The sequence below is a fragment of the Sphingomonas sp. HT-1 genome (genome assembly GCF_048568905.1).
GTDB lineage: Bacteria > Pseudomonadota > Alphaproteobacteria > Sphingomonadales > Sphingomonadaceae > Sphingomonas.
Genome location: NZ_CP183770.1, coordinates 2,177,302 through 2,196,737, shown reverse-complemented (window position 1 = coordinate 2,196,737; position 19,436 = coordinate 2,177,302). Strand labels below are relative to the sequence as shown.

Genomic DNA, 19,436 nt, shown 5'->3' with positions numbered 1-19,436 from the left:
GCGGTGAGGCGGGTGAGGGACGCCCCCAATACAAGCCGTTTCAAGTGGCGCAGACCGATCGGCGAGGATAGCCTGCGGGGATGGACCCCACCCACCACATCGCCGCCATCCTGCCCTGTCGCGACCTCGACGCGAGCACCGAATTCTACCGCCGGCTGGGGCTGGAGGTGACCGGCGACTATGGCCACTACCGCATCCTCGCGGACGACCGCGGCTGGCACCTGCACCTGCGGCACGAGGCGAACACGCCCCAGGCGCCGGACAATCCCTTCGGGCTGTACCTCTATGTCGAGGATGTCGACGCGGTGGCGGCGCGGGTGCGCGAGGCGATCCTCCAGCCGGGCACGCCGCATGCGATGCCGTGGGGAACGTACGAGTTCGCGGTGTCGGATCCCGATGGCGCGCTGGTGCGGGTGGGGCGGGTGCTGGGGGGCTCAGCGTAAGCTGCGCTGTGGGGTGCCGACGATCTTGGAAGAATGCGCTCGAAGCGTCCTTCACCAAGACTGTATAGATTTGATATGACGTATCGCTAGCGAAGCGCAACGGCATCGGAGTGAAGCGTGAGCAGGGACGGCCGACTACTAGCTGCGATCTTGCTCTTCGGGGCTTCTGCCATCGCGTGGCTCGTGCAAGCAGGAATTGTTCGCGCCTACATCTACGCCGCGGTTATGGGAAGCTGGTCGAGCTTCAGCAGCTTTTTCGGGGTTCAAGCTCCGGGCCAAAACTGTTTGGATTACTGCGTTGCAGACCTGCCGTTCAGCGCTGGCTGGATCGCTATCGGCTGTTTTTTTCTGGGGTTCACGCTGCTGCTTAGAGCATGGCTAAAGCCTGCTGCGCGTAGCGCCCAAGGCTGACTTGCATGCACGGGCAGAGCGAGGCGCACTACGGTTGCGGCTCTGACCCATGGCCCCCAAACACCTCCCGATACGCAAACAACCCCGGCACGCCGCCGGTCATGACGTACAGCACCGCCTCGCCCGGCTGGAATGCGCCGCCGCGGATCGCCGCGAGCAGCCCGGCGAACGCCTTGCCGCTGTAGACGGGGTCGAGCAGCAGGCCCTCGGTGCGGGCGAGCAGTTCCACCGCTTCGCGCATCGCCGGCGTGGGGATGCCATAGCCTTCGCCCCGCTGGCTGCCGTTGATCACCACCTCTTCCGCCGTCACGCTGCCCGGCAGGGCGTTGGCGGCGAGCGTCGTCTGGGCCAGCGCCAGCGTGTCGGCATGGGCGGCCTCGGGGGTGGCGAGGACGGCGTAGGACTGGACGCGCGCCGCGTCCTCCCCCGCCGCCGCCATGCCGGCGGCGAGGCCCGCATGGGTGCCGGCGCTGCCATTGGGGACGACGATGCGGGCGAAGCGCTCGCCCAGCGCCGCCTCTTGCGCGAGGATCTCCCAGGCGCAGGCGACATAGCCGAGCGCGCCGACCGGCGACGACCCGCCCGCGCCGACCACATAGGCCTTGCCGCCCGCCGCCCGCAGCGCCTCGGCGCGGGCGTGCAGGAGGGCGGGCCGATCGGTGTCGCCGGGGACGCGGTGGACGGTCGCGCCGAAGATCGCGTCGAGCAGCAAATTGCCGTTGCCGCGATAGTCGGCGTCGTGGCGCGGGACGACATCGGCCAACACCAACTCGCAGGCGAGGCCCATCCGTGCCGCCGCCGCCGCGCTCAGCCGGGCATGGTTCGATTGCAGCCCGCCGGTGGTGACAAAGGTGTCGCAGCCCTGCGCGATCGCGTCGCCGAGCAGGAATTCGAGCTTGCGCAGCTTGTTGCCGCCGCCGCCGATGCCGGCCACGTCGTCGCGCTTCACATAGATCCGTACCGCCGTGCCGAGCGCCGCCTCCAGCCGTTCCAGCCGCCCGATCGGCGAGGGGTGGGCGAGCAGCGCTACGGCGCCGTGGCGTTCGCGCAGGGCGTGCGGATCGGGGCTCATGCGACGCCGAACGGCACGACGCGATTGGTCGAGACATGCCCGATCGCGCAGCGGCCGAGATAGGGCACCTCCATCTCGCGGCACCAGCGCAGGATCATCTCGTCGATCGTCTCGCCGAAGGGCGGGTCGTTCTCGGCGATCGCAGTCACCGCGCCGAGGCGGATGCCGGCAATGCCCTTGAGCTGTTCGGCATGGGCCATGTTGAACAGCATCCGGTCGATCCGGTAGAGCGGCTCGTCGACTTCCTCGATCATCAGCACATGATCGGTGAGGTCGGGCAGATATTTGCTGCCGATCAGCGCGGTGAGGATCGAGAGGTTGAAGGCGGCAGCGGGGCGGCCGTCGGCCAGCGCGGGATCGAGGCCGCGGCGATCGCGCTCGATCAGCCAGCCGAGCGCCCAGCCGGTATCGCGGCCCGGATCGTTCGTGCCGATGCTGCTCGCCATCGAGGCATGGACCGGGTGGCCGATGCCGCGGGCGTAGAGCGCGCCCAGCACGAACCCCATGTCGGAAAAGCCCATATAGGTCTTGCGCCGCGCCGCCTCGCCCAGGTGCGGCATCACCGCGTCGAGGATGCGGTTCGATCCATAGCCGCCGCGCGCGAACCAGATGGCGTCGATCGTCGGATCGTTGGCGACTTCCAGGAACGCCGCCGCACGCTCGGCATCGGTGCCGGCGAAATGGCCCGCCGACAGATAGCATTGCGGGTGGAACACGATTTCGTGTTCGGGATAGGTGAGCGCCATGAAGGCGGCCATCCGCGCTGACGATTCCCGGGTAACTGGCCGCGCCGGCGCGACGACTCCGATCCGCATATGCTTGTATGGTCTCCTCGAATTGCCGATAGCGTGCCGATGCAGCATGGCAAAGCAACCTTCTTCGTAGGGATCGGCGGTTCGGGGATGATGCCGCTGGCGATGATCCTCGCCGGCCGGGGGACCCAGGTATCGGGATCGGACCGCAGCCTCGACAGCGGGCGGCTGCCCGCCAAGTTCGACTGGCTGAAGGCCAAGGGCGTGGCGCTGTTCCCGCAGGATGGCAGCGGGATCCAATCGGCCGAGCAGGTGGTGGTCGCCTCCGCCGCGATCGAGCCGAGCGTGCCGGACATGGTGCGCGCGGCCGAACTGGGCTGTGCGCGGATGTCGCGGGCCGAACTGCTGGCGAGCCTGTTCAACGCGGCGGCGCTGCCGATCGGGGTGGCGGGGACCAGCGGCAAGTCGACGGTGACCGGCATGATCGGCTGGATCCTCCACGCCTGCGGGCGCGATCCCACGGTGATGAACGGCGCGGTGATGAAGAATTTCGCGGGGCCGGATGCGCCGTTCGCCAGTGCGCTGGTGGGGGCGGGCGACGCCTTTGTCAGCGAGGTGGACGAGAGCGACGGATCGATCGCCAATTACTGGCCGCGGATCGCGGTGCTCAACAATGTCAGCCTCGACCATAAGTCGCTGGAGGAATTGCGGCTGTTGTTCGGCGCCTTTGCGGGCAAGGCGGCGACGACGGTGGTCAATGTCGGCGATGCCGAGAGCGCCGCACTGGCGGCGGGGCTGGACCGGGGGCGGACGCTGACCTTCGCGGTGGAGGGCGAGGCGGACCTGACGGCGCGGAACCTGGCGCCCGAGGCGTTCGCGGTTTCGTTCGATCTGGCGACGGGCGAGACGGTGCGACGGGTGCGGCTGCAGGTGCCGGGGCGGCACAATGTCGCCAACGCGCTGGCGGCGATCGGTGCAGCGACGGCGGCGGGGGTATCACTGGAGGATGCGTGTAAGGCCGTCGAGGGCTTCACCGGGCTGCGGCGGCGCTTCGAGCTGGTCGGCGAGGCGGGCGGCGTGTCCGTCATCGACGATTTCGGGCACAACCCGGACAAGATCGCCGCGACGCTCGATACGCTGCACGCCTTTCCGGGGCGGCTGCTGCTTCTGTTCCAGCCGCACGGCTATGGTCCGCTCAAGGTAATGCGGCGCGAGCTGGTTGCGATGTTCGCGACCAAGCTGGGGCGTGAGGACGTGCTGGTGCTGCCGGACCCGGTCTATCAGGGCGGCACGGTGACGCGCGAAGTGACCAGCGCCGATATCGTCGCGGCGGTGGCGGCGACGGGCGCGCAGGCAGTGCACATCCCCGATCGCGCGGCGGCGGCGGCGCATCTGGTGGCGCAGGCGCGGCCGGGCGACCGCATCGTCGTGATGGGCGCGCGGGATGATACGCTCAGCCTGCTCGCCGAAGAGATGGTGGCGCGGCTCGCCAAGTGAATTCCTCCCCATGCCGGGAGTGCCCATGTAAACCTCGCTTGACATGTAAAGCGTGGTTGACGTAAAGTTTCCTTGTCAACCCGTAAGGAGGCTTTGCATGGTTTCGCAGACACCCGCTGCCCAGCGCTATCTGAAGCGCTTCGTGCCGACGATGATCGGCTATGTCGTCGCGGTGATGGGGGCGAGCGTTGCTGTCGCCCTGCTCCAACCCAAGGGCGCGGCGCTGATCGCGATTGCGCTGGTGCCGGCGCTGGCGATCGTCGTGCTGCTCGTCGTGATCGGCTGCTATGTCCACGAGGAGACGGACGAATATCTGCGCCAGCGGATCGTCACGGCGATGCTGTTCGGAATCGCGGTGGTGCTGGCGATCTCGGCAGTGCTCGGCTTCCTGCAGATCTACCGGGCGATCGGCCAGATCGACGTATTCTGGGCGTTCCCGCTGTGGTGCGGCAGCTGGGGCCTGGCGCAATGCGTGCTCGCCTGGCGCGACCGCATGGGAGACGTGGCATGAACAACCGCCTCCGCGCGCTGCGCGCCGAGCGGGCGTGGAGCCAGCAGGACCTGGCCGAGCGGCTGGAGGTGTCGCGCCAGAGCGTTAACGCAATCGAGACGGGTCGCTACGACCCTTCGCTGCCGCTCGCCTTCAAGATCGCCGACCTGTTCGGCCTCGCCATCGAAGAGATTTTCATCAATCCCGCGAAGACGCCGGAGCAATGACGCCCGCCCCTGCGGTCGGCGCTCAGCTCTTGGCGGAGGCGATCAGCAGGATCAGCGCGGCAAGCCCGATCGCCACCGCCTGAAACAGGATGCGCTTCTGCATCAGCTTGTTCGATCGGATCGCGCGTTCGCTGGGGCCGGTGCCTTCCAGATCCTGACTGGTGGTGCCGGCCATCGTGACCAGCCCCTTGATGAGGAAGAACAGCGTCGTGAGGATCGCCGCAATGAACAGGATCGCAAGAAGCCACATGCCGGCAACCTACGCCTGTATTGCCGTGAAGCCAACCGGTACTTCCCCTTTGCGCAGTCGGTCGGCGAGCGCCGCGCCGTCCTCGCCCGCCAGCCGCAGTGATTCGAGCGTGGGCGCGCCGTGCCGCTTGGCGAGGCGGGTGCCGTCCGGGCCGGCGAGCAGCGCGTGGTGGCGATACTCGGGCGTCGGCAGATCGAGCAGCGCCTGCAGCAGGCGGTGGACATGGGTGGCGGCGAACAGGTCCGTGCCGCGCACGACATGGCTGATGCCCTGCGCGGCATCATCGACCGTCACGGCGAGATGATAGCTGGCCGGCGCATCCTTGCGGGCCAGGATCACGTCGCCATGGCGCAGCGGATCGGCGGCGACCGCGCCGGCCACGGCATCGTGCCAGACGAGCGGGCCGGTGCGGGCAACGGCGGCGGCCATGTCCAGCCGCCAGCTGTGCGGGCGCGCCAGATCGGGCGCGGCGAGGCCGCGGCAGGTTCCGGGATATAGCGCGCCTTCGGGGCCGTGCGGCGCGGAGAGACTCGCCGCGATATCCGCGCGGGTGCAGAAACAGGGATAGAGCAGGCCCATGGCGCGCAGCCGCTCGAGCGCCGCCTGGTAGAGAGGCAGGCGCTGCGACTGGAAGACCGGCGGTTCGTCCCATGCCAGCCCCAGCCAGGCGAGATCGGCCAGGATCGCCGCGACATGTTCGGGGCGCGAGCGGGTGCCGTCGATATCCTCGATACGCAGCGTGAAACGACCCGCCTGCGCCCGCGCGAAATCATGTGCCTGAAGCGCGGAAAAGGCGTGGCCGAGGTGCAGTCGACCGGTGGGGCTGGGCGCGAAACGGGTGTGGATAATCATGAATGTGGCTCTTGACCGCGAGTCGCGGCATATGCTGTCATGCGGACGTCACGCTTCTGCGCAAGAGGCGAGGCACCGAAATCGAGGGTGAGGGACCGCATGTACCATCCCGATCTTATACGCCATCCCGATGGGTGCCCGGCGCTCGTGCTCAACGCCGACTATACGCCGCTGAGCTATTATCCGCTGAGCGTGTGGCCCTGGCAGACGGCGATCAAGGCGATCTTTCTCGACCGTGTGGACGTCGTCTCCTATTACGAGCGGGAGGTCCGAAGTCCCAGCGCGAGGCTGAAGCTTCCTTCGGTCATCGCGCTCAAACAATATGTTCGACCTTCGCAATTCCCCGCCTTCACCCGGTTCAATCTGTTCCTTCGCGACAAGTTCGCCTGCCAATATTGCGGATCGCACCGGGACCTCACCTTCGACCACGTCATTCCCCGCGCCCAGGGCGGGCGCACCACCTGGGAAAATGTCGCCACCGCCTGCGCCCCCTGCAACCTGAAAAAGGGCGGCCGCACTCCCCTCCAGGCCGGCATGCCGCTCCACATCCAGCCGATCCGGCCGACGAGCTGGCAGCTCCAGGAACATGGCCGGCGCTTCCCCCCCAACCATCTGCACGAAACCTGGCGCGACTGGCTCTACTGGGACATCGAGCTGGAGGCCTGAGCGGCTGGCCGAGCGGCATCTGTTTTTTTCCGTGAAAGCGAAAAGGCACGAAGACGTTTCTTTCGCGCAGAGGCGCAGAGAACGCAGAGGCGGTTTGCCTATAATGCAGACTCCGCCTGCTTCGTTTCCGCGCTGTTCGCTGACGAGGCCTGTCTCGCGTCCTCCGCGCCTTCGGGTAGACGGAAAATGCCCGGTACCCCGCCAAATACTACGTGTGTTATTGCGATAACACAGATACTCGGCTAAAGCGGGCGGATGGCGCGCGAGCCCGGTATCCCCGATAGTCGATTCCCGTTGCGGCGCGATGGCGCCGACGACGATGTGGCGCAACCTCAAGGCTGGCGGCCGCAGGGACGGCGCGACAAGCGCGAGCCGATCTGGCGCCCCGGCATGGGAGCGGGCGAAACTGCCGCAGCGGCAGAGCCATTGCGACCGGGATATGGCGGAGGCGGCGGTTTCGACGGCGGCGACGAGCTGCCGCCCGGCGCGTCCGGCCGTCGCCGGATCCGCTGGGGCCGGTGGATCGTCCGCGGCCTGGCCGTCTGCATCCTGCTGTTCATCGCCGCGGTCGCCTGGCTGGCGATCACCGCGCCGCTTTCCAAATCGCTGCGGCCGCCCGCGCCGCCTTCGATCACGCTGCTAGCCGCCGATGGCACGCCCATCGCCCGGCGCGGCGCAGTGATCGCGGCCCCGGTCGACGTGGCGAAGCTGCCGCCGCATGTGGCGCAGGCGTTCATCGCGATCGAGGACCGGCGCTTCTATGGCCATTGGGGCGTCGACCCGCGCGGCATCGCCCGCGCCTTCTATCACAATCTGAGCTCGGACGGCGGTTCGCAGGGCGGCAGCACGATCACGCAGCAGCTGGCCAAGAACGCCTTCCTCAATTCGCGCCGCACCTTCGGGCGCAAGGCGCAGGAAGTGCTGATCGCCTTCTGGCTGGAAGGCTGGCTGACCAAGGACGAGATCCTCTCGCGCTATCTGTCGAACGTCTATTTCGGCGACAATGTCTACGGCCTGCGCGCCGCCGCGGAGCATTATTTTTCGACCAGCCCGGAACGGCTGACGCTGAGCCAGGCGAGCCTGCTCGCGGGCCTGGTGAAGGCGCCGAGCCGGCTGGCGCCGACCGGCAATCTGAGCGGCGCGCGCGAGCGGCAGCGGCTGGTGATCGGGGCCATGGAAGAAGCCGGCTTCATCACGCCGGCCGAAGCGCGGCGGGTGCGGCCGGCGGTGCTGCGCGTACGGGACCGTGAGGAACAGCTGCCGAGCGGCACCTATTTCGCCGACTGGGTGCTGCCCGAGGCGCGCGATCGCGCCGGCGGCGTCGCCACCGAGCAGACGGTGACGACGACGCTCGACACCCGGCTGCAAAACGCCGCCGAGCGGGTGATCAAGGCATCGGGCCTGGGCAAGGCGCAGGTGGCGCTGGTGGCGATGCGGCCGGACGGGCGTATCGTGGCGATGGTCGGCGGCCGCAACTATGCCGCCAGCCCGTTCAACCGCGCAACGCAGGCGCGACGCCAGCCGGGCTCCGCGTTCAAGCTGTTCGTCTACCTGGCGGCGCTGCGTTCGGGAATGACGCCGGACACGATGGTGGACGACGAGCCGGTGCAGATCGGCGAGTGGAAGCCCAGCAACAGCGACGGCCGCTATGCCGGGCGGATCACATTGCGCCAGGCCATGGCCAAGTCGAGCAACGTGGTCGCCGCGCGCCTGATCCAGAAACTGGGCGTGGGCCGGGTGACGCAGGCGGCCCGCGACCTGGGCATTTCGACGCCGATCGGCGACGACGCCTCGATCGCGCTGGGGACCTCGACCGGATCGCTGCTGGAATTGACGGCGGCCTATGCGGCGGTGGCGAACGGCAGCTACCCTGTGCGGCCGCGCGGGCTGGACGAAGAGGAATCGGCCGACGACTGGCTGGCGCGCCGGCTGGGCGGGCCGAGCCGGTTCGATGAACGGTTGCTCGACGATCTCCGCTCGATGCTGGAAACGGTGGTGCAATCGGGCACCGGCCGGGCGGCGGCGCTGCCGGTGCCGGCATTCGGCAAGACCGGCACGACGCAGGACGGGCGCGACGCGCTGTTCGTCGGCTGGGCGGGCGATCTCGTCGTCGGCGTGTGGATCGGCAATGACGACAACAGCCCGGTGGCGGGCGCGGCGGGCGGCGGCCTGCCCGCGCATATCTGGCGCGACTTCATGGTCCGCGCACTGGGCCTGACGCTGCCGCCGCCACCGCCCTCCGAGCCGGAGAATGTGATCGACGAGAACGGTTTCGACCTGGAAGGCGCGCTCGACGATGCGGGCGTACGGGTGGACGAGGAAGGCGTGCAGCTCGATCTCGATCGCGTGCGCGAGCTGGTGCCGGAGGGCGAGGCGCGCGACGCGATCCCGCGCAACGTGCGCATTCCCGTGCCGGGCGACCCGGCCGCCGATCGCCGCCGTCGCACCGAGGGCGAGCCGCGCGAAGGCGAGGAATAGGCCGAATCAGCGCCGGACGGCGGCGCGCCAGACGGTCAGCCAGTTGGTCGAGCCGCGGCAATCGTCCATCCGGTGGAGCGCGGTGGCGCGGAAGCGGGTGCCGTCCCACACATAGTCCGCTGCTTCGCCGCAATCGCCGAGCCCGCGCCCCTTGGCGTAGCTGGAGAGCGTGCCGGTGCGCGCATCCCAGCTCGCGTTGACCAGCGTTTCGTCCATCACGGCGCCGGCGGCGGTGAACCGTGCGAGCGCCGGCTTGCCGCCCCGTAGCACATAGACCGTGCTCGACTGGTTGTAGGCGCCGGCGCCGCAGGGCAGCAGCACCAGCGTGGCGCCACCGCCGAGCGCGCCGGTCTCCGCTTCCGGCTGCGGAAAGTCGGGCATATAGTTTTCCGCACAGCCGCTGATCCGGTTTAGCGTGGCGAGCTGCGCCCGCGACAGCGGCGCGGCGTGGCGGCCGGGAGAGACTGCCCGGATCACCGGCAAAGGCGGCGGTGCAGGCACGGCGGTGGCCGGCTTCGTTCCGCGCGCGACCAGCGCGGTGACCCCGCCAGCCCGGCCCTGTTGCGCATCGATGAAGCGCAGTGCGGCGGCAGCGCCGGCAAGCGAGACGTTGCCGCCCCTGCCCTCGACCCCGGCGCGGCGGCCTTCGGCCAGCGCGGCGGCGATGCGCAGGGCTTCCGCGCCGGTGAACCGCAGCGCGCCCTTCTCCGCTCGGCCGGTGGCAACGCGCTTGCCGTCGACGGCGAGGGGGCGCGCGCCGTCGCCGGTATCCGGCAGCGAGAGCGTGACGACGACCGCGCCGGTGGGGCCCGCCTCGCGCGTAACGGACAAGGCCGTGCCGTCGATTTCGGTCGCGCCGTCCACCGGCTCGAGCGACGTCATCTCGCAGCGGCGGACATTGTCGCAGGCTACCGCCCAGTCGGTGAAGGTCTTGATCGGGCCGGGAGCGGAGGCGGCGAGGGCGAGGGCAAGGGCAGGCAGGAACATGCCGCAGATGCTAGCCGAGCCCCGCCCGCTTGCGTAGTAGGGCGGCAACAGGATTTGCAGGAGACGGACATGAAGACGGTGGGCGTGATCGGTGCGGGCCAGATGGGGGCGGGCATTGCCCAGGTGGCCGCGCAGGCGGGCTATCAGGTACTGTTGTCAGACGTCGATCAGGCGCGTGCCGAAGCCGGCAAGGCGGGCATCGGCAAGCAGCTGCACCGCGCGGTGGAGAAGGAGAAGATCTCCGCCGCCGATGCCGAGGCGGCGCTGGACCGGATCACGCCGGTGGGCGAGCTTGCCGCGATGGCGCCGTGCTACCTGGTGATCGAAGCGGCGACCGAGCGGGAGGCGATCAAGCGCCAGATCTTCGAAACGGTTGGCAAGGCGCTGGGCGCGGATGCAATCCTGGCGAGCAACACCTCGTCCATCCCGATCACGCGGCTGGCGCAGGCGGCGCCCGATGCGGCGCGATTCATGGGCGTGCATTTCTTCAATCCGGTGCCGGTGATGGGCCTGATCGAGCTGATCCGCGGCCTGGCCACCAGCGATGCCACGGTGGCGGCGGTGGAGGCGTTCGGCCAATCGCTGGGCAAGCGGATCGTCCATGCCAATGATGCCCCGGGCTTCATCGTCAACCGCGTGCTGATGCCGATGCTCAACGAGGCGTGCTTCGCGCTGGGCGAGGGCGTGGCGACGATCCCCGACATCGATGCGGCGTGCCAGCTGGGGCTGAACCACCCGATGGGGCCGTTCACGCTGGCGGACTTCATCGGGCTGGATACCTGCCTCGAGATCACCCGCGTGCTGTTCGAAGGCACCGGCGATCCCAAGTTCCGCCCGGCGCCGTTGCTGGTGAAATATGTCGAGGCGGGATGGTACGGCCGAAAGACCAAGCGCGGCTTCTACGACTATAGCGGCGCCGAGCCGGTGCCGACGCGCTGAGCGGCGCGTGCTTCCTGCCGGTCCGCGGCAGGAAGCACGGCGATCATGCGTTGGCGGTGGGACGGGTGATGCGCGACGGGGGAAGCATGCCGGCGAGCGGCGGCGCCACCAGATCGCCCTGCACGTAGAAGATGCCATAGCCGCGCAGGCGGCGCAGGGCGGAGTCGCTTTCCACACCGTCGGCGATCACGCGCATCCCGTGATCGCGCAGCTTGGGGGTGAGTTCCTCCAGCATCAAGCGGCGCGACCAGCTATTGTCGATGCCGGCGACCAGCTCGCGATCGAGCCGCACCATTTCCGGGCGGTAGCGTACGCACGGGTTGAACCCCACCGGATCATGGCCGAGGCCGACAAAGGCGGTGAGGCTGCCGGCGCGGCGATTGCCTTCAACCAGATCGGCAAGCTGCTGGCCGGGAATATCGCCATAGCCGTGCACCGCGAAGATCATCCGTTCGGTGGGCAGGCCCGCGCGGCGACCCGCATCGCTGGCGGCGGCGAGCGATGCACCCGGCACTGCGGCGGCGGCGGCGTGGATCGGGATCAGCAGCCGGGCATTGTCTTCGTCCAGCCCGGCGGTCATTGCCAGATAGATCGAGGCGAGCGCGACGCGGCGATCGAGTTCGGCGTGATGCACGCGCGGCAGTTGCGCGAAAACCTCGTCGCCGTCCTCGCCCTCGGGGCCGCGCAGCATGGCCTCATAGGCGAAGACGCGCCCTGCCGCGACATCGTAGATCGGGCGGAAGGCGATGTGCAGGCCGCGCCGGGCGGCCGGCTGCAAGTCCTCCTGATCGAGAACCATTCAATGCTCCCATTCGACCGCGTTAACCATCGGCGGTCCCGACGAGTCTTATAGGGAGCGTTACGGACCCGGTGTGCACCGGACACGAAAAAGCCCCGCGGCGGGTGCCGGCGGGGCTCTTCGCGTTCGAGCGACGATCGATCAGGCGGCGAGTGCGGCCTTCAGATCCTCGACCAGATCGGTGCGCTCCCAGGGGAAGAAGTCACCCTCGGGCTTGCGGCCGAAGTGACCGTACGCAGCGGTCGGCTGATAGATCGGCTTGTTGAGGCCGAGATGGGTGCGGATGCCGCGCGGGGTGAGGCCGCCCAGCTTCTCGATGCCCTGGATCGCCTGCTCGATCTTGTCGTCGCCGACGGTGCCGGTGCCGTGGGTGTCGACATAAAGCGACAGCGGCTTCGACACGCCGATGGCGTAGGCGAGCTGGATCGTGCAGCGCGTGGCGAGGCCGGCGGCGACGATGTTCTTCGCCAGATAGCGGGTGATGTACGCCGCCGAACGATCGACCTTGGTCGGATCCTTGCCGCTGAACGCGCCGCCGCCATGGGGCGAAGCGCCGCCATAGGTGTCGACGATGATCTTGCGGCCGGTGAGGCCTGCGTCACCGTCCGGGCCGCCGATTTCGAACGAGCCGGTCGGGTTGATATGGTACTCGGTCGCGTCCGACAGCAGCTCGGCCGGGAGCAGGTCGGCAACGACCTTCTTCACATAGGCGTGGAGCTCGGCTTCCTTCTCGCCCGCGTCATAGCCCGGCGCGTGCTGGGTCGAGACGACGATGGCGGTGGCTGCAACCGGCTTGCCGTTTTCGAAGCGCAGCGTGACCTGGCTCTTGGCGTCGGGCTCGAGGAACGGCGCTGCGCCCGAATGGCGGTCGGCGGCCATGCGCTCGAGGATCTTGTGGCTGTAGTAGAGCGTCGCCGGCATCAGGTCCGGGGTCTCGTCGCAGGCGAAACCGAACATGATGCCCTGGTCGCCGGCGCCTTCGTCCTTGTTGCCGCTGGCGTCCACGCCCTGCGCGATGTGCGCCGACTGGCCGTGCAGGTTGTTCTCGAAACGGAAAGTCTGCCAGTGGAAGCCCGACTGCTCATAGCCGATGCGCTTCACCGTCTCGCGGACGGTCTTCTCGATCTCTTCCTGCGCGCCCGGGGCCCAGGCACCGTTCTCGTACACGCCCTTGCAGCGGATTTCGCCGGCAAGCACCACGAGCTGGGTGGTGGTCAGCGTCTCGCAAGCGATGCGGGCTTCGGGATCCTTGGACAGGAACAGGTCGACGATCGAGTCGGAAATCTGGTCGGCGACCTTGTCGGGATGGCCTTCGGAGACGGACTCAGACGTGAAGAGATAGTTGGAACGCATGAAAATTCCTCGGTTAGGGAAGGACTGCCGGGCCGTTGCCATGCCCATATAAAGCTTTCCTTATATCAACTCCCTAACGAGCCCATCGCCGAATGGCAATCGCGAACAATCCCGCAAGCGCGGCGACGAGCAGCACCATCCAGTTGCCGACCTTCGAAAAGAGCGTCGGCGGCAGCGGGCGAGGCAGCGGCAGACGGACCGCGCCGGCCTGGCCCGGCGGGACGGTACCGAGCAGCCGGCCATGGCCGTCGATCAGCGCCGAGATGCCGGTGGGGGTGGAGCGCAGGATCGGCAGGCCTTCCTCGATCGCGCGCAGCCGGGCCTGGGCCAGATGTTGCGGCGGGCCCCAGCGGCCGAACCATGCGTCGTTCGAGGGATTGAACAGGAAGTCCGGCCTGTGCGCTTCGTCGACCACTTGGCCGGAAAAGACGATCTCGTAGCAGATCTGGATGCCGGCATTGCCGAAGCCGGGCAGGGCCAGCGCCCGGGGGCCGGGGCCGGGCACATAATCGATATCGCCCATCACCAGCCGGGCGAGCCCCAGCGGCGCGAGCAGCGTCCGCATCGGGAGATATTCGCCATAGGGCACCAGATGCGCCTTGTCGTACCGGCTGCCGAGCATTCCGTCGGCATCGATCGACCAGACCGAATTGCCGATGCCCGCAACCGTATCGCTGCGATCGAAATGGACGGCGGTACCGCCGATCAGCGCGCGATCGCCCGGGCCGAGCACCGCGGCGATGCGCGCACGAACGAGGCGCGGATCCTGACGGTACCATTGCGGCGGATAGCCATCCTCGACGAAGTAATCGACCATGCCTTCCGGCCAGACGACCAAGCGCGGCTGCGGGCCGGGCCTGCCGCTGAGCGCGATCATCCGGTTGAGCAGATACTCGGCATAATCGGGGCGGCTGACGGCGTCCTGGCCGATATTCGGCTGGACAATCACCACCTGCATGCCGCTCGCCGTGCTGATACAGGGCATGCGATCGCAGCGATCCGACCAGCCGAGGTTCAGGGCGAGCAGCGCGACGGCAACGACGCCGGGCGCCCGATATTGGCGCTGCGTTGCCAGGTAAAGCGTGCCCGCCGCCGCGACCGTAACGCCGGACAGCGCATAGGTGCCGATCCATGCGGCGAGGTTGCGTACCCCCGGCACCGGCACCCAGACGACGCCCAGGGGGTTCCAAGGATAGCCGGTGAACAGCACCCCGCGCAGCCATTCGGTGACGATCCAGGCGGCGGCGGCGGCAAGGACATAGCCGAGATCGGGTTCGACCCAGCCCGAGCGGGCCTTCACCCGGCGCGCGAAGATCCAGGCCGCGCCCATCGCCAAGGCAGGATAGAGGGCGAGATACACCGCCAGCAGCACCACCGCGCCATAGCCGAGCGCCGGCGGCATCTTGTCCTGAAAGTCGAAGGCGTGCTGGATCCAGTTGTTGCCGAGCGTGAAATGGCCAAGCCCGAACAGCCACCCGCGCGACAGCGCGCCCCGCAGGCCGGGCGCGCGAAACACCAGCGCGAACAGGCCGGCGAAGCACAACAGGGTCAGCGGCCACCATTCCAACGGCGCGAAGCCGGTGGCGGAGACGAAGCCGAGGAGCAGCGAAGCGAGCAGGGGACGGCGGAACATCGCGGGCGTGCCTACACCAAGCCGGCCCGCGACGGAACGCCGATCAATCGACCCAGTCGAGCCCGATCTCGCGGTAAAGGCTGCGATCTTCTTCCCATTTCGGGTTGACCTTGACGTGCAGATACAGGTGCACCGGCACGCCCATGATCCGCGACAGCTCCGCCCGGGCGCGAGCGCCGATTTCCTTGATGCGGGCGCCGCCCTTGCCGAGCACGATCGCGCGCTGGGTGTCGCGGGCAACGAGGATCTGCTGGTGGATCTCGACCGATCCGTCCTGGCGCTCGCTATACTTCTCGGTCTCCACCGCGCTGGCATAGGGCAGTTCGGCATGAAGCTGGAGGTAGAGCTGTTCGCGGGTCACTTCGGCGGCGATCATCCGTTCGGTGGCGTCGGACACCTGGTCTTCCGGGAAGTGCCATGGACCGGCGGGCATCGCCCCGGCGAGCGCCGCCTTGAGCTCGGGCAGGCCGTCGCCCGTCTGGGCGGAGACGAAATAGGTTTCATCGAACGCCATCGTTTCGTTGAGCTTGGCCGCATGGCCCAGCAGGCGCGGCTTGTCAGCAATGTCGACCTTGTTCAGGATCAGTACCTTGCGCTCGGGGCGGCCCTGCAGGCTCTTGAGGATGGCGTGGACCTTCGGGCCGATGCCGCCCTTGGCATCCACGACGAGCGCGATCAGGTCCGCGCCCTCCGCGCCTTCCCAGGCGGCGGCGACCATCGCGCGATCCAGCCGACGTTCGGGGGTGAAGATGCCGGGCGTGTCGACGAGCAGGAGCTGGGCGTCGCCTTCGATCGCGATGCCCATCAGCCGGGCGCGCGTCGTCTGCGCCTTGGGGCTGACGATCGCCACCTTCTGGCCGACCAGCGCATTGACCAGCGTGGACTTGCCGGCATTGGGTGCGCCGACGATCGCGACGACGCCGCAGGATTGGGATGTGGGTTCGGTCATGGGTTCCGGTTGTAGAGGGGAATGGGGGTGGGGGCGAGGGGTGGCGTACTACTGAGCCCCTCCCCTTCAGGAGGTGGGGTGGGGCGGGGCCTCACCGAGACCAGGCTGCGTTCTGGAATTCCTTCACCCACAACCCTCCTTCCAGAAGGAGGGGCGCAAGGAAATCAGCCGCCCAGCTTCGCCAGCAGCGCGGCGGCGGCGGCGGTTTCGGCTTCCTGCTTGTTGCTGCCTTCGGCCGAGGCTTCGGCAAGCTTGCCGACCGAAACCTTCACCGTAAACCGTGGCGCGTGGTTCGGCCCCGAGCGATCGACCACCTCATATTCGGGCGGGCGGCGGTTGCGGGCGGCTGCCCATTCCTGCAGCGCCGACTTCGGGTGCTTCGGCGCCTTGGCATGGGCATCGATCCGCTCGCCCCAGGCGCCGCGGACGAAGCCGCGCACCGCATCGAGCCCGGCTTCACGGTAAAAGGCGCCGATCAGCGCCTCCATCACGTCGCCCAGCACATTGTCGCTGTCCGCCGCGCCGTCGTCGCGCGCCTGCTTGCCGAGGCGGAGGAACGGCACCACGCCGAGTTCGCGGGCAACATCGGCGCAGACCGGGCCGGTGACGAGCGCGTTGAGGCGCCGCGAAAGCGCGCCTTCGGGTTCGTCCGGAAAGCGTTCGAACAGCCATTCGGCGACGATCAGGCCAAGCACCCGATCGCCGAGAAATTCCAGCCGCTGATAATTGCCGGCGGCCTGGCTGCCATGGGTAAGCGCACGTTCGAAAGCGGCAAGATCCTGTGCCGGGCGGCCGAAGGTCCGTTCGACCCAGCCGCCCAATCCCTGCGCGCTCAGAAGCCTTCTCCGATCCGGCTCCAGCGCGCGGCGGACACCCAGGTCCAGGGCAGGAACCAATTGGCGCTGCCATCGGTGGACCAGAAGTTCACCACCGCCTTGCCTTCGATATTCTCGATCGGCACGAAGCCGATGCCGCTGCCATAAGGCGGCTGCGGGAAGCGGCTGTCGGTGGAATTGTCGCGGTTGTCGCCCATCAGGAAGACATGGCCGGCGGGCACGGTGAAGACCTGGGTATTATCCTGATCCAGCATCGCCAGATCGAGCACATTGTAGCTCTTGCCGCCCGGCAGTGTCTCGCGGAAGCGCGGCATTCGGCAGACGAGGTGGCCATCGGCTTCCTGCTGCACCATCGATGGCGCGCAGCCGCGCCCCTGGGTCGCGGCGCTGGCCACCGGATAGTTGGGCGAGATCGGCAGCACGAAATCGGCGATGCGCTGCTTCGGCACCGGCTTGCCGTTCAGGATCACCTGACCGTCCACCATTTCGATCGTATCGCCGGGCAGGCCGATGACGCGCTTGATCCAGTCTTCGCCATTATGGTTCGGCGCCTTGAACACCACCACGTCGCCGCGCGCCGGCGTGCCGGGGAAGATGCGGCCCGGGATCAGCGGCAGGCTCCACGGCAGCGAATGCTTCGAATAGCCGTAGTTCCATTTGGTGATGAACAAATAGTCGCCGATCAGCAGCCGCGGCAGCATCGATTCGCTGGGGATGCTGAACGGCGAAAAGATGAAGCTGCGCACGATGAATACGATCAGCGCCAGCTTGAGCAGGAAGGTCGCCAGATCGCGCCATTCCGATTTCGGCTTTTCCGGTTTGGCGGCAGGCGCTTGCGCGGGCGCAGGGCTCGGCGCGCCGGTTTCGGTGGCGGGGGGCGTTTCCATGGGCACTGCTCTGCTAGGGCGCGGCGGGGAGGTCAAGCGGTGGAATGAGGCTGGAATGGGCCGGTGCGGGACGATAGGGGGACGCTGCCACCAAGGAGATGAACATGGCCTTGCCCGACTGGACGCCGATCCGATCCCTTCCCGCTGCGAAGCTCACCGACCTGTTCGCCGCCGACGCCGACCGGCTGTCGCGGCTGAGCCTGGACGTCGCCGGCATCCATTTCGACTGGTCGAAGACACACCTGACGGCGGAAGCGCTGGCCGCCTTCGCCAGCCTTGCCGACCAGATGGACTTCACCGCGAAGCGCGACGCGCTGTTCGCCGGCGAGGTGGTGAACGTCACCGAAGGCCGCGCCGCCGAGCACACCGCCGAGCGTTATGAAGGCGCCCCCGATAGCGTCGCGCGGGCCCGCAGCCAGCATGCGAGGATGCGCGCGCTGATCGATGCGATCGAGGCTGAGGCGCTGGGGCCGATCCGCCATATCCTGCACATCGGCATCGGCGGCTCCGCGCTGGGGCCGGACCTGCTGGTCGACGCGCTGGGCCGCGACATGGACCGGTATGACGTGGCGATCGTCTCCAATGTCGACGGCGTGGCGCTGGAAAACGCGATGGATGCGTTCGATCCGCAGGCGACGCTGCTGGTGATCGCCAGCAAGACGTTCACCACGACCGAGACCATGCTCAACGCGCAGAGCGCGCTTTCCTGGATGGTCGAGGGCGGGGTCGAGGATCCCTATGGCCAGGTGGTCGCGCTGACCGCGTCGCCCGACAAGGCAGTGGAATGGGGCGTCGACGAGACGCGGGTGCTGCCCTTCTTCGAGAGCGTTGGCGGGCGTTATTCGCTCTGGTCGTCGATCGGTTTCCCGGCGGCGCTAGCGCTGGGCTGGGATGCGTTCGAGGAGCTGCTCGAAGGTGCGGCCGAGATGGACCGCCATTTCCGCCTGACCGAGCTGACGCGGAACGCCCCGGCGCTCGCCGCCTTCGCGGACCTCTATTACAGCCAGGCGCGCGGCTGCGAGACGCGCGCGACGTTTGCCTATGACGAGCGGCTGAAACTGCTGCCCAGCTATCTCCAGCAGCTGGAGATGGAATCGAACGGCAAGCGCGTCACGGCCGAGGGCGAGCTGGTGACCTGGCCCACGGCGGCGATCACGTGGGGCGGTGTCGGCACCGATGCGCAGCATGCGGTGTTCCAGCTGCTCCACCAGGGCACGCGGCTGGTGCCGGTCGAGTTCGTCGGCGTGATCGAGGCGGGCGATGCGCTGGCCGAGGGGCATCACCGCCAGCTGCTGCTCAACATGTTCGCCCAGGGTGCCGCGCTGATGGCGGGCAAGGGGCATGAGGATCCGGCGCGTGCCTATCCGGGCGACCGGCCGAGCTCGACGCTGCTGCTCGACAGCCTCGATCCGCGCACGCTGGGCGCGCTGATCGCCTATTACGAGCACCGCACCTTCGTGAACGCCGTGCTGCTCGGCATCAATCCGTTTGACCAGTTCGGCGTTGAGCTGGGTAAGGAAATGGCAAAGGCCGCCGACAAGGGCGGGCTCGACTTCGATCCTTCGACCAACGACCTGATCCAGCGGGCGTTCGGCGCGTGAGCGGCGGCGAAGACGAATATGTCTATGACGAGGCGAGCGGGGAGTGGATCCCCGCCGCCGAGGCCGCGGCCAAGGCCGATGCGGCAGACATGGTGGAAGTGCGCGATTCGGTGGGCAACCTGCTGCAGGACGGCGACCAGGTGACGCTGATCAAGGACCTGACCGTGAAGGGCGCCGGCCAGACGCTGAAGCGCGGCACGCTGATCAAGTCGATCCGCCTGACCGGCGACGCGCAGGAGATCGACTGCAAGTTCGACGGCATCAAGGGCCTGGTCCTGCGCGCGGAGTTCGTCCGCAAGCGGTGACGGCCGGGG

The 19,436-nt window shown here is 68.1% G+C and carries 21 protein-coding genes; 10 read left to right on the top strand and 11 right to left on the bottom strand.

What is annotated here, in order from left to right:
* Positions 1-80 precede the first annotated feature (80 nt).
* Positions 81-443, top strand: a complete 363-nt coding sequence (locus ACNFJ7_RS10145; protein WP_019370482.1) for a VOC family protein — start codon at positions 81-83, stop codon at positions 441-443.
* Between the two features lie 117 nt (positions 444-560).
* Positions 561-854 carry a hypothetical protein gene (locus ACNFJ7_RS10140; RefSeq protein WP_152997842.1) on the top strand — a complete coding sequence of 98 codons (294 nt, stop codon included), beginning with the start codon at positions 561-563 and terminating at the stop codon, positions 852-854.
* A gap of 28 nt (positions 855-882) precedes the next feature.
* Here ACNFJ7_RS10140 and ACNFJ7_RS10135 read toward each other — a convergent pair whose 3' ends face one another.
* Positions 883-1,926: a D-cysteine desulfhydrase family protein gene (locus ACNFJ7_RS10135; protein ID WP_019370481.1), complete on the bottom strand. Its 1,044-nt coding sequence runs from the start codon at positions 1,924-1,926 to the stop codon at positions 883-885.
* Positions 1,923-2,741 (bottom strand): LD-carboxypeptidase, encoded by an 819-nt coding sequence (locus ACNFJ7_RS10130; RefSeq protein ID WP_026009295.1) that lies wholly within the window; start codon positions 2,739-2,741, stop codon positions 1,923-1,925. The genes ACNFJ7_RS10135 and ACNFJ7_RS10130 overlap by 4 nt, the downstream gene beginning before the upstream one ends.
* Positions 2,742-2,780: 39 nt before the next feature.
* Here ACNFJ7_RS10130 and ACNFJ7_RS10125 point away from each other — a divergent pair, with 39 nt between their 5' ends.
* From ACNFJ7_RS10125 to ACNFJ7_RS10115, 3 genes are all read left to right on the top strand, one after another.
* Positions 2,781-4,175: a glutamate ligase domain-containing protein gene (locus ACNFJ7_RS10125; protein WP_019370479.1), complete on the top strand. Its 1,395-nt coding sequence runs from the start codon at positions 2,781-2,783 to the stop codon at positions 4,173-4,175.
* Positions 4,176-4,272: 97 nt separating this feature from the next.
* Positions 4,273-4,686: a hypothetical protein gene (locus ACNFJ7_RS10120; protein ID WP_019370478.1), complete on the top strand. Its 414-nt coding sequence runs from the start codon at positions 4,273-4,275 to the stop codon at positions 4,684-4,686.
* Entirely contained in the window at positions 4,683-4,892 is a 210-nt protein-coding gene (locus ACNFJ7_RS10115; protein WP_019370477.1) for a helix-turn-helix transcriptional regulator, read from the top strand. Before ACNFJ7_RS10120 ends, ACNFJ7_RS10115 begins: the two co-directional genes overlap by 4 nt.
* 22 nt (positions 4,893-4,914) lie before the next feature.
* Here the strand turns inward: ACNFJ7_RS10115 and ACNFJ7_RS10110 are convergent, their stop codons facing one another.
* Both ACNFJ7_RS10110 and gluQRS read right to left on the bottom strand, forming a co-directional pair.
* Complete coding sequence (locus tag ACNFJ7_RS10110; RefSeq protein WP_019370476.1) at positions 4,915-5,142, bottom strand: HIG1 domain-containing protein; 228 nt, start codon at positions 5,140-5,142, stop codon at positions 4,915-4,917.
* A gap of 9 nt (positions 5,143-5,151) precedes the next feature.
* The gene (gene gluQRS, locus ACNFJ7_RS10105; RefSeq protein WP_019370475.1) at positions 5,152-5,994 is read right to left on the bottom strand and encodes a tRNA glutamyl-Q(34) synthetase GluQRS; all 843 of its coding nucleotides are present in this window, start codon (positions 5,992-5,994) and stop codon (positions 5,152-5,154) included.
* A gap of 99 nt (positions 5,995-6,093) precedes the next feature.
* Here gluQRS and ACNFJ7_RS10100 point away from each other — a divergent pair, with 99 nt between their 5' ends.
* Together ACNFJ7_RS10100 and ACNFJ7_RS10095 are read left to right on the top strand one after the other, a co-directional pair.
* Positions 6,094-6,660: an HNH endonuclease gene (locus tag ACNFJ7_RS10100; protein WP_019370474.1), complete on the top strand. Its 567-nt coding sequence runs from the start codon at positions 6,094-6,096 to the stop codon at positions 6,658-6,660.
* 255 nt (positions 6,661-6,915) lie between these two features.
* Positions 6,916-9,138 (top strand): transglycosylase domain-containing protein, encoded by a 2,223-nt coding sequence (locus ACNFJ7_RS10095; RefSeq protein ID WP_236704480.1) that lies wholly within the window; start codon positions 6,916-6,918, stop codon positions 9,136-9,138.
* A 6-nt stretch (positions 9,139-9,144) separates the two neighbouring features.
* Here ACNFJ7_RS10095 and ACNFJ7_RS10090 read toward each other — a convergent pair whose 3' ends face one another.
* Positions 9,145-10,125 carry a DUF1176 domain-containing protein gene (locus ACNFJ7_RS10090; protein WP_019370472.1) on the bottom strand — a complete coding sequence of 327 codons (981 nt, stop codon included), beginning with the start codon at positions 10,123-10,125 and terminating at the stop codon, positions 9,145-9,147.
* 69 nt (positions 10,126-10,194) lie between these two features.
* Here ACNFJ7_RS10090 and ACNFJ7_RS10085 point away from each other — a divergent pair, with 69 nt between their 5' ends.
* Entirely contained in the window at positions 10,195-11,064 is an 870-nt protein-coding gene (locus ACNFJ7_RS10085) for a 3-hydroxyacyl-CoA dehydrogenase NAD-binding domain-containing protein (protein WP_019370471.1), read from the top strand.
* 43 nt (positions 11,065-11,107) lie between these two features.
* Here the strand turns inward: ACNFJ7_RS10085 and ACNFJ7_RS10080 are convergent, their stop codons facing one another.
* The 6 genes from ACNFJ7_RS10080 to lepB form a co-directional block, all read right to left on the bottom strand.
* Positions 11,108-11,863, bottom strand: coding sequence for an EAL domain-containing protein (locus ACNFJ7_RS10080; protein WP_019370470.1), 756 nt, complete (start codon positions 11,861-11,863; stop codon positions 11,108-11,110).
* Positions 11,864-12,004: 141 nt separating this feature from the next.
* Positions 12,005-13,216, bottom strand: a complete 1,212-nt coding sequence (metK, locus tag ACNFJ7_RS10075; protein WP_019370469.1) for a methionine adenosyltransferase — start codon at positions 13,214-13,216, stop codon at positions 12,005-12,007.
* Between the two features lie 73 nt (positions 13,217-13,289).
* On the bottom strand, positions 13,290-14,849 hold the full coding sequence (gene lnt / locus ACNFJ7_RS10070; RefSeq protein WP_019370468.1) for an apolipoprotein N-acyltransferase: 1,560 nt from the start codon (positions 14,847-14,849) through the stop codon (positions 13,290-13,292).
* 43 nt (positions 14,850-14,892) lie between these two features.
* Positions 14,893-15,798 carry a GTPase Era gene (era, locus tag ACNFJ7_RS10065; RefSeq protein WP_019370467.1) on the bottom strand — a complete coding sequence of 302 codons (906 nt, stop codon included), beginning with the start codon at positions 15,796-15,798 and terminating at the stop codon, positions 14,893-14,895.
* Between the two features lie 164 nt (positions 15,799-15,962).
* Positions 15,963-16,619 (bottom strand): ribonuclease III, encoded by a 657-nt coding sequence (gene rnc, locus ACNFJ7_RS10060; RefSeq protein WP_019370466.1) that lies wholly within the window; start codon positions 16,617-16,619, stop codon positions 15,963-15,965.
* Between the two features lie 11 nt (positions 16,620-16,630).
* Positions 16,631-17,521 (bottom strand): signal peptidase I, encoded by an 891-nt coding sequence (lepB, locus tag ACNFJ7_RS10055; protein ID WP_019370465.1) that lies wholly within the window; start codon positions 17,519-17,521, stop codon positions 16,631-16,633.
* A 104-nt stretch (positions 17,522-17,625) separates the two neighbouring features.
* Here lepB and pgi point away from each other — a divergent pair, with 104 nt between their 5' ends.
* Positions 17,626-19,122: a glucose-6-phosphate isomerase gene (gene pgi, locus ACNFJ7_RS10050; protein WP_037513889.1), complete on the top strand. Its 1,497-nt coding sequence runs from the start codon at positions 17,626-17,628 to the stop codon at positions 19,120-19,122.
* The gene (locus ACNFJ7_RS10045; protein WP_019370463.1) at positions 19,119-19,427 is read left to right on the top strand and encodes an alkylphosphonate utilization protein; all 309 of its coding nucleotides are present in this window, start codon (positions 19,119-19,121) and stop codon (positions 19,425-19,427) included. Before pgi ends, ACNFJ7_RS10045 begins: the two co-directional genes overlap by 4 nt.
* The last annotated feature ends 9 nt before the right edge of the window (positions 19,428-19,436 follow it).

What these genes read in the sequence shown, in the direction of transcription:
- ACNFJ7_RS10145 (WP_019370482.1), top strand. Translation starts at nt 81, where the DNA reads ATGGACCCCACCCACCACATCGCCGCCATCCTGCCCTGTCGCGACCTC.
- ACNFJ7_RS10135 (WP_019370481.1), bottom strand. Translation starts at nt 1,926, where the DNA reads ATGAGCCCCGATCCGCACGCCCTGCGCGAACGCCACGGCGCCGTAGCG.
- ACNFJ7_RS10130 (WP_026009295.1), bottom strand. Translation starts at nt 2,741, where the DNA reads ATGCGGATCGGAGTCGTCGCGCCGGCGCGGCCAGTTACCCGGGAATCG.
- ACNFJ7_RS10125 (WP_019370479.1), top strand. Translation starts at nt 2,781, where the DNA reads ATGCAGCATGGCAAAGCAACCTTCTTCGTAGGGATCGGCGGTTCGGGG.
- ACNFJ7_RS10120 (WP_019370478.1), top strand. Translation starts at nt 4,273, where the DNA reads ATGGTTTCGCAGACACCCGCTGCCCAGCGCTATCTGAAGCGCTTCGTG.
- ACNFJ7_RS10115 (WP_019370477.1), top strand. Translation starts at nt 4,683, where the DNA reads ATGAACAACCGCCTCCGCGCGCTGCGCGCCGAGCGGGCGTGGAGCCAG.
- ACNFJ7_RS10110 (WP_019370476.1), bottom strand. Translation starts at nt 5,142, where the DNA reads ATGTGGCTTCTTGCGATCCTGTTCATTGCGGCGATCCTCACGACGCTG.
- gluQRS (WP_019370475.1), bottom strand. Translation starts at nt 5,994, where the DNA reads ATGATTATCCACACCCGTTTCGCGCCCAGCCCCACCGGTCGACTGCAC.
- ACNFJ7_RS10100 (WP_019370474.1), top strand. Translation starts at nt 6,094, where the DNA reads ATGTACCATCCCGATCTTATACGCCATCCCGATGGGTGCCCGGCGCTC.
- ACNFJ7_RS10095 (WP_236704480.1), top strand. Translation starts at nt 6,916, where the DNA reads ATGGCGCGCGAGCCCGGTATCCCCGATAGTCGATTCCCGTTGCGGCGC.
- ACNFJ7_RS10090 (WP_019370472.1), bottom strand. Translation starts at nt 10,125, where the DNA reads ATGTTCCTGCCTGCCCTTGCCCTCGCCCTCGCCGCCTCCGCTCCCGGC.
- ACNFJ7_RS10085 (WP_019370471.1), top strand. Translation starts at nt 10,195, where the DNA reads ATGAAGACGGTGGGCGTGATCGGTGCGGGCCAGATGGGGGCGGGCATT.
- ACNFJ7_RS10080 (WP_019370470.1), bottom strand. Translation starts at nt 11,863, where the DNA reads ATGGTTCTCGATCAGGAGGACTTGCAGCCGGCCGCCCGGCGCGGCCTG.
- metK (WP_019370469.1), bottom strand. Translation starts at nt 13,216, where the DNA reads ATGCGTTCCAACTATCTCTTCACGTCTGAGTCCGTCTCCGAAGGCCAT.
- lnt (WP_019370468.1), bottom strand. Translation starts at nt 14,849, where the DNA reads ATGTTCCGCCGTCCCCTGCTCGCTTCGCTGCTCCTCGGCTTCGTCTCC.
- era (WP_019370467.1), bottom strand. Translation starts at nt 15,798, where the DNA reads ATGACCGAACCCACATCCCAATCCTGCGGCGTCGTCGCGATCGTCGGC.
- lepB (WP_019370465.1), bottom strand. Translation starts at nt 17,521, where the DNA reads ATGGAAACGCCCCCCGCCACCGAAACCGGCGCGCCGAGCCCTGCGCCC.
- pgi (WP_037513889.1), top strand. Translation starts at nt 17,626, where the DNA reads ATGGCCTTGCCCGACTGGACGCCGATCCGATCCCTTCCCGCTGCGAAG.